Genomic DNA, 15,775 nt, shown 5'->3' with positions numbered 1-15,775 from the left:
ACACACGACTTTCCGGATTCGGCAGAATTCCAGGAATCCCCGGAAACACGCGGATGTGGCTGTACCCCCTGGTCGATCGGTCAGGCGATTTCGCGTGTTCCGTCCGCCGCGTTGCGTTCGGCGGCAGCACGGATCGCCCTCGCGCACGCCATCGGCGACTGGCCCCGCTCGGCCCGGAAGAGCTGCTGCAGGCGCCGCGGCAACACCCCGGCAGCGTCGGCGATGTCCTGCAGGGAGAGGTCCTCGGCAGCGTGCTGCTCGATGTACGCGACGGCACGACGGACGCGCCACGAGGCGCGGCCGCCGTCTGGTCGGGCGGACAGCGACGCACGGCGGGTGGTGGCGGGGTCTTCGCCGAACCGCTCGCGGTACGCGGAGGCGAACCGGCCAGGGTTGGTGAAGCCCCAGCGACGTGCGACGACGGCGACGCTGCTCGCGACGCCGGCGAGGTCGTCGGCGAGCAGGAGTTCGCTGCGGACGCGGTCCAGCCGGTGCTCGCGCAGGAACCGGTTCGGGGTGGAGTCGAGTGTCCGCGCGAAGACGTCCTGCAGCCCGCGCTGGCTGAGCCCGCACGCCGCAGCGATGTCCGAGACCGCCGGACGCTCCGCCGCGTGCTGCTCGACGTACCGGATCGCGTCGCGGAGTCGGTTCGCGACGGGGACGTCGTCGCCGCGGTTCCGGATCGGGAAGGTGTCGAGGATGACGATCGCCAGTCGACGGTTCAGTGCGGTCCGCATGGGTCCGACCACGCGGTCGTCCACGAGGGCCGGGCCGAGTTCGCCGATGAGGTGCCGCAGCGGTTCGCGGCGGGCGATGACGTCGTCCTGCTGGTCGAACAGCAGTGGGCCGTCCGGCAAGCGGTAGCCGAGGTCGCGCCCGACGGTCCGCAGGAAGGAGTCGGCGATGTGGACCCCGTTGTAGACCGTGCCGTCGGACTCGAACCGGTAGGCCTCGGATGCGCTGGCGATGTAGGGGCTGCCCGGCTCGACGACCCGTGTGCGGTCGGCGAAGTGCATCTCGAGCCGACCCTTCGTGAGCCAGAACACCACGTGGTCGTCCCGCACCCCGATCACGCCGCCGCGTCGACCGCCCTCGGCGCGCATGGTCCGCAGCGTCAGGTCGTCGTCGCCCACGACCGTGTACTCGTAGCGGGTGTCATCGGTCGCGAACGTCTCCGAGGCGAAGTCGGACCCGTGGTACTCGGCCTCGAAGATGTCGGAGTAGTCGGAGCCGTCGCCGTCGGCGAACCGCTGCCTGCGGAAGCCGTTCGTCGCCGGATCGGTCATGGTGGAGATCATGACATCGAGTGCCGGGAGAGGTGAATACCCGCGTTCGCGCGTGTTCCCTGTCGACGGGGAATACCCTAGGGGGGTACCGTATTGAGGACCGTGGAGGCAATCATGCACGAACACGTCGGGTACATCGGCGACAAGGACGACCTGCTCAAGCGACTCCGTCGCGCCGAGGGACAGGTGCGCGGCATCGCCCGGATGGTCGAGGACGAGACGTACTGCATCGACGTCCTGACCCAGATCTCCGCGGCGAACCGGGCGCTCGAACGCGTCGCGCTGTCGCTGCTCGAGGACCACCTCAAGCACTGCGTCGCCGAGGCCGTGGCCGAGGGCGGTGACGCCGCGGACGAGAAGGTCCGCGAGGCGAGCCAGGCCATCGCCCGACTCGTGCGCTCGTGACCGCCACCAGCACCGGAACCACCAGAGGAGACACCGTGACCACCGAACTGCTGCTCGTCGAGGGCATGACCTGCGAACACTGCGTGCGGAGCGTGACCGAGGAACTCACCGAACTCGACGGGGTGTCCGACGTCGTCGTCGCCCTCGTCCCCGGTGGAGCGTCGTCGGTCACCGTGACCTCGGAGGCACCCGTCGACGCCGATGCGCTGCGCGGAGCCGTCGCCGAGGCGGGGTACCAGGTCGTGCCGTCGTGACGGACGGCATCGTCGAGCTCGACATCACGGGCATGACCTGCGCCTCGTGCGCGAACCGCATCGAACGGAAGCTCGGCAAGCTCCCCGGGGTGACCGCGACCGTCAACTACGCCACCGAGAAGGCGCAGGTGCAGGTCGCCGCTGACGGTCCCGCCGACCCCGCAGCCCTCATCGCCGCCGTCGAGTCCGCGGGCTACGGTGCGACCGTGCCCGCGCCGCCGGCAGACACGACGGCGGACCGCGACACCGAGGTCGACCCGGCCGCCGCGCTGCGCCGCCGCCTGGTCGTGTCCGCGGTCCTCGCGGTGCCGGTCGTCGTGCTCTCGATGGTCCCGGTCCTGCAGTTCCCGAACTGGCAGTGGCTCGCCCTGACGCTCGCGGCGCCCGTCGCGGTGTGGGGAGCGCTCCCGTTCCACCGGGCCGCGTGGGTGAACGCCCGGCACGGCGCCGCCACCATGGACACCCTCGTCAGCGTGGGGGTGCTGGCGGCCTTCGGCTGGTCGCTGTACGCCCTGTTCTTCGGCGACGCCGGCGCGACCGGCATGCACATGACGTTCTCGTGGATCGCGACCGACCCCGAGGCGACCGACCTGTACCTCGAGGTCGCCGCAGCCGTGACGGTGTTCATCCTGGCGGGCCGGTACATGGAAGCGCGCGCCAAGCAGCAGTCGGGGGCGGCGCTCCGCGCCCTGCTCGAACTCGGCGCGAAGGACGCCACGGTCCTGCGCGACGGCGTCGAACAGCGGGTCCCCGCCTCGACCCTCGTCGTCGGGGACGTCGTCGTCGTGCGGCCCGGGGAACGGATCCCGAGCGACGGCCTGGTGCAGGACGGGTCCTCGGCCGTCGACCGCAGCATGGTCACTGGCGAGTCCGTCCCCGTCGAGGTCGGACCGGGTGACCGGGTCACCGGCGCGACGATCAACGTCGGCGGCCGGCTCGTCGTCGCCATCACCCGCGTCGGCGCCGACACCGAGCTCGCCCGGATGGGCCGACTCGTCGAGGACGCGCAGACCGGCAAGGCCGACGTCCAACGCCTGGCCGACCGGGTCTCCGGCGTCTTCGTCCCGATCGTCATCGCGCTCGCGGTGCTGGCGTTCGTCGGTTGGATCGTCCTCGGCGGGTCGGTCACGGCGGCGTTCACCGCGGCCGTCGCCACACTCATCATCGCCTGCCCGTGTGCCCTCGGGCTCGCGACGCCGACCGCACTGCTCGTCGGCACCGGCCGCGGGTCGCAGCTCGGCATCCTGATCGGCGGCCCGCAGGTGCTCGAACAGACCCGCGGCGTGGACACGATCGTGCTCGACAAGACCGGCACCGTCACCACCGGCGAGATGACCCTGCGTGCCGTGGTCGCGGCCGACGGTGTCCCCGACGAGGACGCCGTGCTCCGGCTCGCCGCCGCCGTGGAGCACGGGTCCGAACACCCGGTGGCACGGGCGGTCCTCCGCGCGGCCGAGGCCCGTCACCTCGACGTCCCGACCGCCGAGCAGTTCGAGTCGACCGCCGGTGCCGGCGTGCAGGCGGTCGTCGGCGGCGACGTCGTGCTCGTCGGCGGTACCCGCTGGCTGACCTCGTCGTGGGCGATCCCCGTCCCCGACGCGGTGACCGCGGCGATCACCGCCGCCGAGACCGACGGCGGGACCGCGGTCGTCGTGGCCCGGAACGGCAGCGTGCAGGGCGTCGTGGTCGTCGGTGACACCGTGAAGCCCGAGGCGGCCGACGCCGTCGCACGGTTCGTGGCCCTCGGCCTGCACCCCGTCCTGCTCACCGGGGACAACGAGGGCGCTGCCCGTGCCGTCGCCGCGCAGGTCGGCATCGACGAGGTGCACGCACGTGCCACACCGGCATCGAAGCTCGACACCGTCCGGCGCCTGCAGGCCGAGGGCCGGAGCGTCGCCATGGTCGGCGACGGGGTCAACGACGCCGCGGCGCTCGCAGCGGCCGACCTCGGCATCGCGATGGGCGCCGGTACCGACGCGGCGATCGCGGCGAGCGACATCACCGTCGTCAGCGGTCGACTCACGGTCGTCGCGGACGCCATCCGGCTGTCACGTTCCACGCTCGGCATCATCAAGGGCAACCTGTTCTGGGCGTTCGCGTACAACGTGGCGGCGATCCCGCTCGCGATGGCGGGGCTGCTCAACCCGGTGCTCGCCGGCGCTGCGATGGCGTTCTCGTCGGTGTTCGTGGTGACGAACAGCCTGCGGCTGCGGCGTTTCGCACCCCGACCCTGAGGCCGACCACCCGCCGGACGTGACGCGCGCAGCGAACGCACCCCGTGCCTCCCGTCCGGCGGTGCGCACCACGGTGCCGACGGCACTACGCTCGAAGACGGTCCGCGACGCACTGGTGCGGTGACCTGCGGGCTGTACGTCTCGAACGTGATCCCAGGAGGACCGAAGTGACCGAATCCGCTCCCGTCGACCCCACATCGACCGAAGGCTGGAAGAAGCTGGACAGCATCGCTGCCGGTTTCACCCCTGACCTGCGCGGGTGGTTCGACAGCGACCCCGGCCGTGCCGAGCAGTACACCTTCCAGGCCGCTGACCTGACCGTGGACCTGTCGAAGGGCCTCGTCACCGACGAGATCCTCGCCGCACTGCTGCAGGTCGCGAAGGACACCGGTGTCGCCGAGCGCTTCCAGGCGATGCTCGCCGGTGAGCACATCAACGTCACCGAGGACCGTGCCGTCCTGCACACCGCGCTCCGCCGCCCGAAGGCGACCGAGGGGCTCGTGCCGGCGGCACCGCTGACGGTCGACGGCCAGGACGTCGACGCCGACGTGCACGCCACGCTCGACAAGGTCTACGCCTTCGCGGAGCAGGTGCGTGACGGTTCGTGGACCGGTGTCACCGGCAAGCGCATCGAGACCGTCGTCAACATCGGCATCGGCGGCTCGGACCTCGGCCCCGTCATGGTCTACGAGGCGCTCAAGCCCTACGTCCAGCCCGGCCTCGAAGCCCGCTTCGTGTCGAACATCGACCCGGCGGACATCTACGAGAAGACCGCGGACCTCGACCCCGAGACCACGCTCTTCATCGTCGCGTCGAAGACCTTCGGCACGCTCGAGACCCTGACGAACGCCCGCCTCGCCCGCCAGTGGCTGTGGGAGCGGCTCGGCCTGACCGACGCCGCCGAGGACGAGAAGAAGAACAGCGTCGCGAAGCACTTCGTCGCCGTCTCCACCGCGCTCGACAAGGTCGAGGCCTTCGGCATCGACCCCGAGAACGCCTTCGGCTTCTGGGACTGGGTGGGCGGCCGCTACTCGGTCGACTCCGCCATCGGCACGAGCGTCGTCATCGCGATCGGCAAGGAGAACTGGGAGCAGTTCCTCGCCGGCTTCCACGCCGTCGACGAGCACGTCCGCACCACGCCGCTCGAGCAGAACGTCCCCGTCCTGATGGGCCTGCTCAACGTCTGGTACACGAACTTCCTCGGTGCGCAGAGCCACGCGGTCCTGCCGTACACGCAGTACCTGCACCGCTTCGCCGCGTACCTGCAGCAGCTCACCATGGAGTCGAACGGCAAGCGCGTCCGCTGGGACGGCTCGCCCGTCACCACCGAGACCGGCGAGGTCTTCTGGGGCGAGCCCGGCACGAACGGCCAGCACGCGTTCTACCAGCTCATCCACCAGGGCACCCGCTTGATCCCGGCCGACTTCATCACGGTCGCGAACCCGGCCCGTCCGCTCAAGGACGAGACCGGCGACGGCAAGGGCGTCGCACCCGGCACCGACGTGCACACCCTGTTCCTGGCGAACTTCTTCGCGCAGACGAAGGCGCTGGCGTTCGGCAAGAGCGCCGACGAGGTCCGTGTCGAGGGCACCACCGACGAAGGCATCGTCGCGGCGCGCACGTTCCCGGGCAACAAGCCGACCACGTCGATCATCGCGCCGGAGCTCACCCCGAGCGTGCTCGGGCAGCTCATCGCCCTGTACGAGCACATCGTGTTCACCGAGGGCACCATCTGGGGCATCGACTCGTTCGACCAGTGGGGTGTGGAGCTCGGCAAGCAGCTGGCGCTACAGGTCACGCCCGCCGTCGAGGGCGACCAGGCCGCGCTCGACGCGCAGGACCCGTCGACCAAGGCGCTCATCGCGAAGTACCTGGAGCTGCGCAAGTAGCAGCGCGGTCCGTCCCGCGAAAGCGACAGGTCCCCTCGAACTGTTCGGGGGGATCTGTCGCTTTCGCAGCGGGGGCGCTCCTCCTTGCCGTCCGCCGAGCCAGACGCCACGCCCGCCGGTGTCGGTCGGAGCGGCTACCGTCGTGGGCATGGAGCGTTCGGAGATCCTCGCCGCAGCTGCCGCTGCACACGCCGCCCGCATCGCAGAAGAAGGCGGTGACGACGGCGCTGCTCGTGAACGGGCGGAGAGCGTCCGGCGCCGGGCCGACGGCCTCACCGACCGGTACGACACGGTCGAGGGCACGGACGGCGAGTCCGCCGCGCGCGACGCCGCACGCCGTCGAGCGGGCGAGGCCGACCGCGCTGCGTCGCGGACCGAGGGCGTGCTGTCCGACTGGCACCGGATGGGGACCCGGCGGGGTGTGACGCCGGACGCCCAGGTGCGTACCGCGTGGACCGTCACCGGCGTGCCCGAACGCGGCGACGCCCGGGCGCTGGCGAACGTCCTGCTCTCGACCGCAGGGCACGCGGGCCGGGTCGCCGATGCCGCGCGACGCAACCCGGCGTTGTCCGGTGCCGCGAGCGCCGCTGCCCGACGCACCGTCCGGCGCTACACCGACCACGGCGCGGACATGCCGTCGCTCGGTGACGTGTTGGGGGACAGCCCGGAGCCCGACGAGTCCTGACGGTCGAACGGGGTCCGTTGGACCGCTCCCGTTCTGATCAGGCGTTATGTGGACCGATCCAATAGTCCTGACGATAGAATGTCCAATTGACAGGACATGGATTCGGGTTACCATCGGTGCACGCACTGAAGCGCGATCACCGACGAAGGAGTCACCGAATGGTCGACATCAAGCCGACAGCCCCGACTGTCGCACTGCCCCCGATCGGGACCGGTCCGCACCGCCGTCGACTCGGTGTGCTGGCCCTCGTCGCCACGTTCGGCGGGCTGCTGTTCGGGTACGACACCGGTGTCATCAACGGCGCCCTGAACCCGATGAAGGCGGAGCTCGGCCTCACGAACTTCACCGAGGGCGTCGTCACCAGCTCCCTGTTGTTCGGTGCCGCGATCGGCGCCATGCTCGGCGGCCGGATCGCCGACGGCTGGGGGCGCCGCAAGACGATCATCGCCCTCGCCGTGACGTTCTTCCTCGGCACGCTCATCTGCGTCGTCGCGCCGACGTTCGGTGTGATCGTCGTCGGCCGCGTGCTCCTCGGCCTGGCGGTGGGCGGTGCGTCGACGGTGGTGCCGGTGTTCCTCGCCGAACTCGCCCCGTTCGAGATCCGCGGCTCGCTGTCCGGCCGCAACGAGCTCATGATCGTGATCGGCCAGCTCGCCGCGTTCGTGGTCAACGCGATCATCGGCAGCCTGTGGGGTGAGGGCAACGGCGTCTGGCGCGTCATGCTGGCCGTCTGTGCGCTCCCCGCGATCGCGCTCTTCGTCGGCATGCTCCGGGTGCCGGAGTCGCCGCGCTGGCTCGCCTCGAAGGGTCGCTACGACGAGGCACTGTCCGTCCTCGAGCAGGTCCGGACCACCGAACGCGCCCGCGCCGAACTCGACGACATCAAGCGGAGCAACGACCTCGAGGCGAAGGTCGACCGCGTCAGCGGGTGGCAGACGCTGCGCGGCAACAAGTGGCTCATCCGCATCGTGCTCATCGGTGCCGGGCTCGGGGTCGCCCAGCAGCTCACCGGCATCAACTCGATCATGTACTACGGCCAGACCGTCCTCATCGAGTCCGGCTTCCAGGCGTCGGCGGCCCTCATCGCGAACATCGCACCGGGTGTCATCGCCGTGGTCGGTGGAGTCATCGCCCTCTACAACATGGAGAAGATCAACCGCCGGACGACCCTGATCATCGGGTTCTCGCTGACGACGGTCTGCCACTTCCTGATCGGCATCGCGTCGGTCGCGCTGCCCGAGGGCAACCCGGCTCGGCCGTGGGTGATCCTGTTCCTGGTCGTCGCGTTCGTCGGGTCGATGCAGACCTTCCTCAACATCGCCGTGTGGGTCGTGCTGTCGGAGATCTTCCCGACCCAGATCCGCGCGCTCGGCATGGGCATCTCGGTGTTCTGCCTCTGGATCGCCAACGCGTTCCTCGGGCTCTACTTCCCGACGATCGTCGCCGCCACCGGCATCACGGGGACGTTCTTCGGCTTCGCGGTCGTCGGGGTCCTGGCGCTGCTCTTCATCTGGAAGTTCGTGCCGGAGAGCCGCGGCCGCACCCTCGAAGAAGTGGAAGAGGGCGTCACCACCGGCAACATCTTCACCGTCCCGCAGAAGGCGTCGCGCAGCTAGATCGCGCCTCGCAGCGGTGGGCGCGCGCACAGACGGACGGGAGGCCCGGTGCCAGCTGGCACCGGGCCTCCCGTCCGTCTGCTGATCGCGCTACGGGCGCAGGAGCACCTTGCCGACGCGGCCGGCGGTGTCCGAGGCGCGCACGGCGTCGCGGACGTCCTCGAACGCGAAGGTCTCCGCGACGGGGAGCGTCAGCGAACCGTCGAGCACGCGGGTGATGAGCTCACCGAAGAGCTGGCCCTTCGTCTCGGCCGGCATCGTCTTGCTGACGACGCTGCCCCAGAAGCCCTTCACGGTGAGCTGGCCGAAGATGACCTTGCCGGACGGGATCTCGAGCGTGGGCGACGCCATCGCGCCGAAGACGACGAGGGTGGCGTTCTCGCCCAGGACACTGGCGATGTCGCCGGCGGCCTTGCCACCGACGGACTCGACGCCCGCGACGATCGGAGCGCCCCCGGTGATCGCGGCGACCTGGTCCTTCCAGTCGTCCGCGTCGGTGGCGACGATGCGCTCGATGCCCTGCTCGCGGAGTTCCTCGACACCGGCGGCGCGACGGACGAGCCCGATGACGTTGATGCCGCGGGCCGCGCCGAGCTGGGCGACCATGCGGCCGACCGCACCGTTGGCGGCGTTCTGGATGAGCCAGTCACCCTCGTGCAGGTCGAGCGAGTGCAGCAGGCTGATCGCGCTGAACGGCATCGAGACGAGCTGGGCTGCGGCCTCGTCGGGCATCGCGTCCGGCACCGGGACGAGCCCGGCGGCGTTCGCGGTGTAGTACTCGGCCCAGACGCCGAACGCCCCGCCGGCGACGCGCTGGCCGACCGTCAGGTTCGTGACGCCTTCGCCGAGGGCCTCGACGACGCCGAGCGCCTCGGTGCCGGACGCTGCGGGCAGCTCGGGCTTGAAGCCGTAGGTGCCGCGGACGGTCCAGAGGTCGTGGTTGTGGATGGGGGAGAGGACCGTGCGGACGAGGACCTCGCCGGCGCCTGGCGTGGGGACCGGGCGCTCCTGGACGCCGAGGACCTCGGCGGGCTCGGCGAAGGTCTCGTGGACGACGGCGCGCATGGTGGTGGGGGTGGTGTCGGTCATGCTCAGTCCTCCGAGACGGTGATGGTGACCTCGATGTTGCCGCGGGTCGCGTTCGAGTACGGGCAGACCTGGTGCGCGGCGTCGGCGAGGGCCTGGGCCTGGTCGTGGTCCATGCCCGGGATGACGACCTCGAGCATGACGGCGAGCTGGTAGCCGCCGTCGCCGTTCGGGCCGATCTGGACACGGCCGCCGACGGACGAGTCGGTGATCTTCACCTTCTGGGCGCGCGCGACCCCCTGCAGTGCGGAGTGGAAGCACGCGCTGTAGCCGGCGGCGAAGAGCTGCTCGGGGTTCGCGCCGTTGCCGGAGCCGCCCATCTCCTTCGGGATGGCGAGGTCGAAGTCGACGGTGCCGTCGCTCGTGGTGACGTGGCCGTTGCGACCTTCGCCGGTGGCGAGGGCCTCTGCGGTGTAGAGGACGTCCATGTGGCGTTCCTTTCCTTCGTGGGGTCAGTGGTCCGTGACGGCACGGTCGGCCGAGGCCGCGGCGTGCATGGTCTCGGTCAGTCGGTGCAGCGTCGCGATGAGTTCGGTGGCCGCCTGCTCGTCCGGCAGGCCCATGCCGGCGGCGATCGTCGCCGGGATGTGCGCGAGGTCGGCGCGGATCGTGCGGCCGCGGTCGCCGAGCGTGATCGTCACGACGCGCTCGTCGGTGCTGCGGCGTTCGCGGCGGACCAACTCCGACTGCTCCATGCGGCGGAGCAGCGGCGACAGCGTGCCGGAGTCGAGTTGCAGGTGGTCACCGAGCCCGGAGACGGTCTGGTCGCCCTCGATCCACAGGGTCACGAGCACCAGGTACTGCGGGTACGTCAGGCCCCATGGTTCGAGCAGCGCACGGTAGGTCTGCGTGGTCGCACGGCTCGCTGCGTAGAGGGAGAAGCACACCATCTCGTCGGTCACGGGCATGCTTCCAGCATCGCACGCAACTGAATTGTGCACAACCCAACACGTGCTCGGGCCCGGACGGTTAGGCTGACGTGACCCACGATGACCAGCAGCGACCTCGACACCACCACGACCCCCGGCTCCGGGACGGCGTCCTCCCACGGCAAGACGATCCTGATCGGTGAGCACGCCGTGGTCTACGGCGCACCCGCGCTCGTGCTGCCGGTGCTCGACGCCCGGGTCGTCGCGACGGTCACGCCGGTCACCGCCGGGGTCCCCGGCCACATGCTCGAGTCCACGGTGCACACCGGCCCGCTCGACCTCGCCCCCGCCGCCGTGATGCCCACCGTCACCGCGGTCACGGCGACGCTCCGGCACTTCGGTGTGACCGACCGGCACGTCCACGTCCGGGTCGACAGCGAGGTCCCGACGGCCCGCGGCATGGGGTCGAGCGCAGCGGTCGCCGCCGCCGTCACGGCTGCGGTCGCCGACGCACTCGGCGAGACGCTCGACGCCGAGACCCACCACGAGCTCATCCAGGAGTGCGAGCGCGTCGCCCACGGTCGCCCGTCGGGCCTCGACGCCCGCGGGGTCGTCGCCGCGGTGCCCGTGTGGTTCGAGGGCGGCCGCATCGAGTCCGTCGCGCTCGGGGCCCGCTTCACGTTCGTCGTCGCCGACACCGGGGTCCCCGGGCACACCCGCGAAGCCGTCGCCGCGGTGCGGGAACGGCGCGACCACGACCCGGCGGCGATCGACGCGGTGATCGAGCGGATCGGTGCCCTCGCGCGGCAGGCCCGGGGGACGCTCGAGGCTGGCGACGCACAGGCGCTCGGTGCCACGATGGACGCCGCGCACGACCTGCTCAGCGCGCTCGACGTGTCGAGTGCCGACCTGGACCGGCTCGTCGACGCCGCACGCGGTGCGGACGCCCTCGGCGCGAAGCTCACGGGCGGCGGACGGGGCGGATGCGTCCTCGCACTCGCCGCCGACGACGACCACGCGGACCGCATCGCCGCCGCACTCCGCGGCGCAGGGGCCGCAGCCACCTGGACCACCACGATCGGAGCCCGCGCTTGATGACCGCCACCGCCGTCGCGCACCCCAACATCGCCCTCGTCAAGTACTGGGGCAAGGCGGACGCGCAGCTCGCGCTGCCCGCCACGGGCAGCGTCTCCATGGGCCTCGACGTGTTCCCGACGACGACGACGGTCACGCTGGACGGTGGGTCGCGGGACGGCCAGGAGGCCCGTGACCGGTTCACGCTGAACGGTCACGTCGTCGACGACGGTGCGCTGGTGCGCGTGCAGCAGTTCCTCGACCTGGTGCGCGAGCTCGCCGGGTCCTCGGCACGGGCCTCGGTCGTGTCCGACAACACCGTGCCGACCGGCGCCGGGCTCGCCTCGAGCGCCTCGGGGTTCGCGGCCCTCGCCACCGCGGCATCGGCGGCCTACGGCCTCGACCTGTCCCCGCGCGACCTGTCCCGGCTCGCCCGTCGTGGCTCGGGTTCGGCCACACGGTCGATCCCCGGCGGTGTGGCCGTCTGGCACGCCGGCGACGACCAGGGTTCCTACGCCGAACCGATCCCGGCGCCGCCGATGGCCATGGTGGTCGTGACGATCGACGCCGGCCCGAAGCCGATCGGCTCGCGCGAGGCGATGCGCCGCACCATCGCGACGTCCCCGTTCTACCCGGCGTGGGTCACCTCGACCACCGAGACCGTGGGCGACATGCTCGACGCCTGCGCGGCCGGTGACTTCACGCGCATCGGCGAGATCACCGAGAGCAACGCGCTGCGCATGCACGCCACGATCGAGGGCGCCTTCCCGCCGATCCGGTACCTCAACGCGCGCAGCGTCGCCGTGTTCGACGCCGTGGCCGAACTCCGCGCCGCCGGGCTCGAGGCCTACGCCACCGCCGACGCCGGCCCGAACGTCGTCGTGCTCTGCCAGCCCGACAGCCGTTCCGCCGTCGCCACCGCCCTGGCGTCCCTCGGCGACGTCATCGAGTCCGGCACCGGACCTGCCGCACGGGTCCTCCGCTCCGAAGAGATCGGGGTCGCCGTTCCCGCGAGCGACGGCCCCGACCAGAAGGAGTCCGTGCAGTGATCGAGTTCCGCGCCCACGGCAAGCTGTTCGTCGCCGGCGAGTACGCCGTCGTCGAGCCCGGCCAGCCGTCCGTCCTCATCGCCCTCGACCGTGCCATCACGGCGCGGGTGGCCGAGGGACACGGCGCGGGCAGCGTGCACTCCGAGGAGTACGGCCACCTGCCGCTCACGTGGACGCGTGCCGAGGACGGTCTCGCCCTCGACCGCGAGCACCACCCCTACGACTACGTGATGGCGACGATCGACCTCGTCGAGAAGCTCCGCGCGGAGCGGGGGATCGCGCCGCGGTTCCACGACCTGCGGATCGAGAGCCAGCTCGACGACGCCAGCGGCCGGAAGTTCGGGCTCGGGTCCTCGGCGGCGGTGACCGTCGCGACCGTCGGCGCCCTCGACCGCTTCTACGGCATCGGCCTGACGCAGCGCCAGCGCTTCCAGGTCGCGATGCTCGCCACCATCCGGGTCAACCCGCGGGCATCCGGCGGCGACCTCGCCGCGAGCACCTTCGGGGGCTGGCTGCGCTACAGCGCCCCGGACCGCGACCGCCTCGCCGCGCTCGTCGACGACCACCGGGTGTCCGACATCCTCACCGACGCCGAGGCGTGGGCGGGTTTCGACGTCCAACGCCTGCCGGCCCCCGAGAACCTGCAGCTCCTGGTCGGCTGGACCGGCTCGCCGGCCTCGACCACGAAGCTCGTCGGCGTCGTGCGTCGACACCGCAACGGCGGGTACCAGGCGTTCCTCGACGAGAGCCGCAGCTGTGTCGACGACCTGACCACGGGCCTCCAGACCGGCGACGCCGAGCAGACACTCGACGCGCTCCGACGTGCCCGCGTGCTCATGCAGCGCCTCGGCGACTCGGTCGGGTCGAAGATCGAGACCGACCGCTTGGCGACCCTGTGCGACATCGTCGAGGCGGCGGGTGGCGCGGCGAAGCCGTCCGGCGCCGGCGGTGGCGACTGCGGCATCGCGCTCGTCCCGGCGGACATCGACCCCGCCGGCATCCACCGCGCCTGGGAGGCGCACGACATCAGACACCTCAGCGTCGCGGTGCGAGCACCAGAAGGAGCCCTCGATGAGTGACCTGCTCACGCCGATCCCGACCAAGTGGGTCGGACCGATCCGCATCAGCGGCAACGCGGTCCAGGGGGAGCACGAGGTACCCCTGGCCACCTACGAGTCGCCGCTCTGGCCGTCCGTCGGCCGCGGTGCCCGGATCTCGCGCATGGTCGAGGACGGCATCGTCGCGACCGTCGTCGACGAGCGCATGACCCGCTCGGTGGTCGTCCGCGCCGACAGCGCTGCGGCCGCCCACGTCGCCGCCGGGGAGATCCTCGCCCGCCAGGACGAACTCGCGGCACTCGTCGCCGGACAGAGCCGGTTCGCGAAGCTCATCGAGGTGCACCCGGAGATCGTCGGCGACCTGCTGTTCCTGCGCTTCGCGTTCACCACGGGCGACGCCTCCGGCCACAACATGGTCACGCAGGCGGCGGACAAGCTCCTGCCGGCGATCCTGGCGTGGCAGCCGGGCCTGCGGTACGTGTCCGTGTCGGGCAACTTCTGCACCGACAAGAAGGCCTCCGCGGTCAACGGCATCCGTGGTCGCGGCCGGAACACCATCGCCGAGATCGTGATCCCGGGCGAGGTCGTCGAGAAGCGCCTGCGGTCGAGCACCGCGCGCATCGTCGAGCTGAACATCGCGAAGAACCTGATCGGCTCGACCATCGCCGGCGCGCTCCGTTCCGCCAACGCCCACTACGCCAACATGCTGCTCGGCTTCTACCTGGCCACCGGGCAGGACGCCGCCAACATCGTCGAGGGTTCGCAGGGCATCACGAGTGCCGAGGACCGCGACGGCGACCTGTACTTCGCCACCTCGCTGCCGCACCTGATCGTCGGCACGGTCGGCAACGGCAAGGGTGGGGACCTGCCCGTCGTCGAGGACGCCCTGGTGCGTCTCGGCTGCCGCGAGGACCGCGAGCCCGGTGCGAACGCCCGCCGTCTCGCCGCCCTGTGCGCCGCCACGGTGCTGTGCGGAGAGCTCTCGCTGCTCGCCGCGCAGACGAACCCGGGTGAGCTGATGGCCGCCCACGTCGCCATGGAACGACGCGGCGCGACGCCGGCCGGAGGCGCAGCATGACGGCGAACGGCGCACTGCGCATCGGCATCCACGACATCGCCATCGCGACCGGGCACCACGTGCTCGAGCTCGACGACCTGGCCGAGCGCCTCGGCGTCGACCCGGCGAAGTACCACGTCGGCATCGGCCAGGACGCCTTCAGCGTGCCCGCCCCGGACGAGGACATCGTCACGATGGGGGCCGCCGCCGCCAAGGAGGTCATCGACCGCCACGGCGTCGGCGGCATCCGCACCGTGCTGTTCGCCACCGAGTCCGGTGTCGACCAGTCCAAGGCCGCCGGGGTGTTCGCGCACGGGCTGCTCGGCCTGCCGAAGAACGTCCGCGTCGTCGAGCTGAAGCAGGCCTGCTACGGCGGGATGGCCGCCGTGCAGCTCGCCCTCGGGATCATCGCCAGGGCCCCGCACGAGCGCGTGCTCGTCATCGCCGCCGACGTCGCCCGCTACGACGTCGACACCGCCGCCGAGCCGACGCAGGGTGCCGGTGCCGCGGCGATCCTGGTGTCCGCCGACCCCGACCTGATCGAGATCGAGCCGGCCGCCGGTGTCTTCACCGCGGACGTCGACGACTTCTGGCGCCCGAACGACCGCTCCACCGCGCTGGTCGACGGTCGCCTGTCCGTCAGCGCGTACGTCGACGCCTTCGTGGGTGCGTGGGACGACCTCGCCGAGCAGGGCGGGCCGGCGTACGAGGACATCGTGCGCTTCGTGCACCACCAGCCGTTCACGAAGATGGCGCTCAAGGCGCACCGGAAGCTCACGCAGCACGTGGGCGTGCCGTTCGACGAGTCGGAGCTGTTCGTCGGCTTCACGTACAACAAGCAGACCGGCAACACGTACACGGCGTCGCTCTGGATCGGGCTCGCCGCGCTCCTCGACCTCGACGAGGACCTGGCGGGGGAGCGCATCGCCCTGTTCAGCTACGGCTCGGGCAGCGTCGGCGAGCTCCTGACGGGCATCGTGCAGCCGTCGTACCGCGACCACCGTCGCGTCGGTCGGGTCCGCCAGCTGCTGTCCGCGCGCGTCCCGCTGACCGTCGACGCGTACCGCGAGCTGCACGCGACCGGGGCCGCGACGAGCGACGACGTCGAGCGTCCGCGCGTGACGGCGGGGCCGTTCCGGTTCGCCGGGGTGCGGGGCGGCGCGCGGCACTACGAGGCGACCGCGCAGGCCTGACCCCTCCGCGAAGGCCGGAC

15 protein-coding genes are annotated in these 15,775 nt (G+C 71.4%); 11 read left to right on the top strand and 4 right to left on the bottom strand.

Translation table 11 applies throughout. From position 1 onward, the window contains the following. Positions 1–80 precede the first annotated feature (80 nt). On the bottom strand, positions 81–1,286 hold the full coding sequence (locus tag ITJ59_RS08820) for an AraC family transcriptional regulator (RefSeq protein ID WP_194650724.1): 1,206 nt from the start codon (positions 1,284–1,286) through the stop codon (positions 81–83). Between the two features lie 114 nt (positions 1,287–1,400). Between ITJ59_RS08820 and ITJ59_RS08815 the strand changes: the two genes are divergently transcribed. The 6 genes from ITJ59_RS08815 to ITJ59_RS08790 all read left to right on the top strand — a co-directional run bounded on the left by ITJ59_RS08815 (position 1,401) and on the right by ITJ59_RS08790 (position 8,369). After that, positions 1,401–1,691 (top strand): metal-sensitive transcriptional regulator, encoded by a 291-nt coding sequence (locus tag ITJ59_RS08815; protein WP_111084793.1) that lies wholly within the window; start codon positions 1,401–1,403, stop codon positions 1,689–1,691. A gap of 35 nt (positions 1,692–1,726) precedes the next feature. Then, on the top strand, positions 1,727–1,945 hold the full coding sequence (locus ITJ59_RS08810; RefSeq protein ID WP_416354858.1) for a heavy-metal-associated domain-containing protein: 219 nt from the start codon (positions 1,727–1,729) through the stop codon (positions 1,943–1,945). Further along, entirely contained in the window at positions 1,942–4,179 is a 2,238-nt protein-coding gene (locus ITJ59_RS08805) for a heavy metal translocating P-type ATPase (RefSeq protein WP_194650723.1), read from the top strand. Before ITJ59_RS08810 ends, ITJ59_RS08805 begins: the two co-directional genes overlap by 4 nt. Positions 4,180–4,346: 167 nt before the next feature. After that, positions 4,347–6,068: a glucose-6-phosphate isomerase gene (gene pgi / locus ITJ59_RS08800; protein WP_194650722.1), complete on the top strand. Its 1,722-nt coding sequence runs from the start codon at positions 4,347–4,349 to the stop codon at positions 6,066–6,068. 148 nt (positions 6,069–6,216) lie between these two features. Further along, positions 6,217–6,753: a hypothetical protein gene (locus tag ITJ59_RS08795; RefSeq protein ID WP_194650721.1), complete on the top strand. Its 537-nt coding sequence runs from the start codon at positions 6,217–6,219 to the stop codon at positions 6,751–6,753. Positions 6,754–6,911: 158 nt separating this feature from the next. Next, the gene (locus ITJ59_RS08790; protein ID WP_194650720.1) at positions 6,912–8,369 is read left to right on the top strand and encodes a sugar porter family MFS transporter; all 1,458 of its coding nucleotides are present in this window, start codon (positions 6,912–6,914) and stop codon (positions 8,367–8,369) included. A 90-nt stretch (positions 8,370–8,459) separates the two neighbouring features. Here the strand turns inward: ITJ59_RS08790 and ITJ59_RS08785 are convergent, their stop codons facing one another. From ITJ59_RS08785 to ITJ59_RS08775, 3 genes are read right to left on the bottom strand one after another with little or no spacing between them, the layout of a single operon-like run. Next, positions 8,460–9,434 carry a zinc-binding dehydrogenase gene (locus ITJ59_RS08785; protein ID WP_194650881.1) on the bottom strand — a complete coding sequence of 325 codons (975 nt, stop codon included), beginning with the start codon at positions 9,432–9,434 and terminating at the stop codon, positions 8,460–8,462. A 26-nt stretch (positions 9,435–9,460) separates the two neighbouring features. After that, positions 9,461–9,883, bottom strand: a complete 423-nt coding sequence (locus ITJ59_RS08780; RefSeq protein WP_194650719.1) for an organic hydroperoxide resistance protein — start codon at positions 9,881–9,883, stop codon at positions 9,461–9,463. A gap of 24 nt (positions 9,884–9,907) precedes the next feature. Further along, positions 9,908–10,363 carry a MarR family winged helix-turn-helix transcriptional regulator gene (locus tag ITJ59_RS08775; RefSeq protein ID WP_194650718.1) on the bottom strand — a complete coding sequence of 152 codons (456 nt, stop codon included), beginning with the start codon at positions 10,361–10,363 and terminating at the stop codon, positions 9,908–9,910. 81 nt (positions 10,364–10,444) lie between these two features. On the opposite strand from ITJ59_RS08775, the gene mvk reads away from it, so the two are divergent. From mvk to ITJ59_RS08750, 5 genes are read left to right on the top strand one after another with little or no spacing between them, the layout of a single operon-like run. Next, on the top strand, positions 10,445–11,419 hold the full coding sequence (gene mvk / locus ITJ59_RS08770) for a mevalonate kinase (RefSeq protein ID WP_194650717.1): 975 nt from the start codon (positions 10,445–10,447) through the stop codon (positions 11,417–11,419). Beyond that, entirely contained in the window at positions 11,419–12,447 is a 1,029-nt protein-coding gene (mvaD, locus tag ITJ59_RS08765) for a diphosphomevalonate decarboxylase (protein WP_228511259.1), read from the top strand. The genes mvk and mvaD overlap by 1 nt, the downstream gene beginning before the upstream one ends. Further along, on the top strand, positions 12,444–13,526 hold the full coding sequence (locus ITJ59_RS08760) for a phosphomevalonate kinase (protein ID WP_194650715.1): 1,083 nt from the start codon (positions 12,444–12,446) through the stop codon (positions 13,524–13,526). Before mvaD ends, ITJ59_RS08760 begins: the two co-directional genes overlap by 4 nt. Next, the gene (locus ITJ59_RS08755) at positions 13,519–14,583 is read left to right on the top strand and encodes a hydroxymethylglutaryl-CoA reductase (protein WP_194650714.1); all 1,065 of its coding nucleotides are present in this window, start codon (positions 13,519–13,521) and stop codon (positions 14,581–14,583) included. The genes ITJ59_RS08760 and ITJ59_RS08755 overlap by 8 nt, the downstream gene beginning before the upstream one ends. Next, positions 14,580–15,755 (top strand): hydroxymethylglutaryl-CoA synthase, encoded by a 1,176-nt coding sequence (locus tag ITJ59_RS08750; protein WP_194650713.1) that lies wholly within the window; start codon positions 14,580–14,582, stop codon positions 15,753–15,755. Before ITJ59_RS08755 ends, ITJ59_RS08750 begins: the two co-directional genes overlap by 4 nt. Positions 15,756–15,775: the final 20 nt, after the last annotated feature.

It is taken from the genome of Curtobacterium sp. VKM Ac-1393, from assembly GCF_015350995.1.
GTDB lineage: Bacteria > Actinomycetota > Actinomycetes > Actinomycetales > Microbacteriaceae > Curtobacterium.
The sequence above is the reverse complement of the archived record's forward strand: the minus strand, read 5'-3'. Positions and strand labels throughout refer to the sequence as shown.

Coding starts and splice junctions, on each gene's coding strand:
- ITJ59_RS08820 (WP_194650724.1), bottom strand. CDS start 1,286: ATGACCGATCCGGCGACGAACGGCTTCCGCAGGCAGCGGTTCGCCGAC.
- ITJ59_RS08815 (WP_111084793.1), top strand. CDS start 1,401: ATGCACGAACACGTCGGGTACATCGGCGACAAGGACGACCTGCTCAAG.
- ITJ59_RS08795 (WP_194650721.1), top strand. CDS start 6,217: ATGGAGCGTTCGGAGATCCTCGCCGCAGCTGCCGCTGCACACGCCGCC.
- ITJ59_RS08790 (WP_194650720.1), top strand. CDS start 6,912: ATGGTCGACATCAAGCCGACAGCCCCGACTGTCGCACTGCCCCCGATC.
- ITJ59_RS08785 (WP_194650881.1), bottom strand. CDS start 9,434: ATGCGCGCCGTCGTCCACGAGACCTTCGCCGAGCCCGCCGAGGTCCTC.
- ITJ59_RS08780 (WP_194650719.1), bottom strand. CDS start 9,883: ATGGACGTCCTCTACACCGCAGAGGCCCTCGCCACCGGCGAAGGTCGC.
- ITJ59_RS08775 (WP_194650718.1), bottom strand. CDS start 10,363: ATGCCCGTGACCGACGAGATGGTGTGCTTCTCCCTCTACGCAGCGAGC.
- mvk (WP_194650717.1), top strand. CDS start 10,445: ATGACCAGCAGCGACCTCGACACCACCACGACCCCCGGCTCCGGGACG.
- mvaD (WP_228511259.1), top strand. CDS start 11,419: ATGACCGCCACCGCCGTCGCGCACCCCAACATCGCCCTCGTCAAGTAC.
- ITJ59_RS08755 (WP_194650714.1), top strand. CDS start 13,519: ATGAGTGACCTGCTCACGCCGATCCCGACCAAGTGGGTCGGACCGATC.
- ITJ59_RS08750 (WP_194650713.1), top strand. CDS start 14,580: ATGACGGCGAACGGCGCACTGCGCATCGGCATCCACGACATCGCCATC.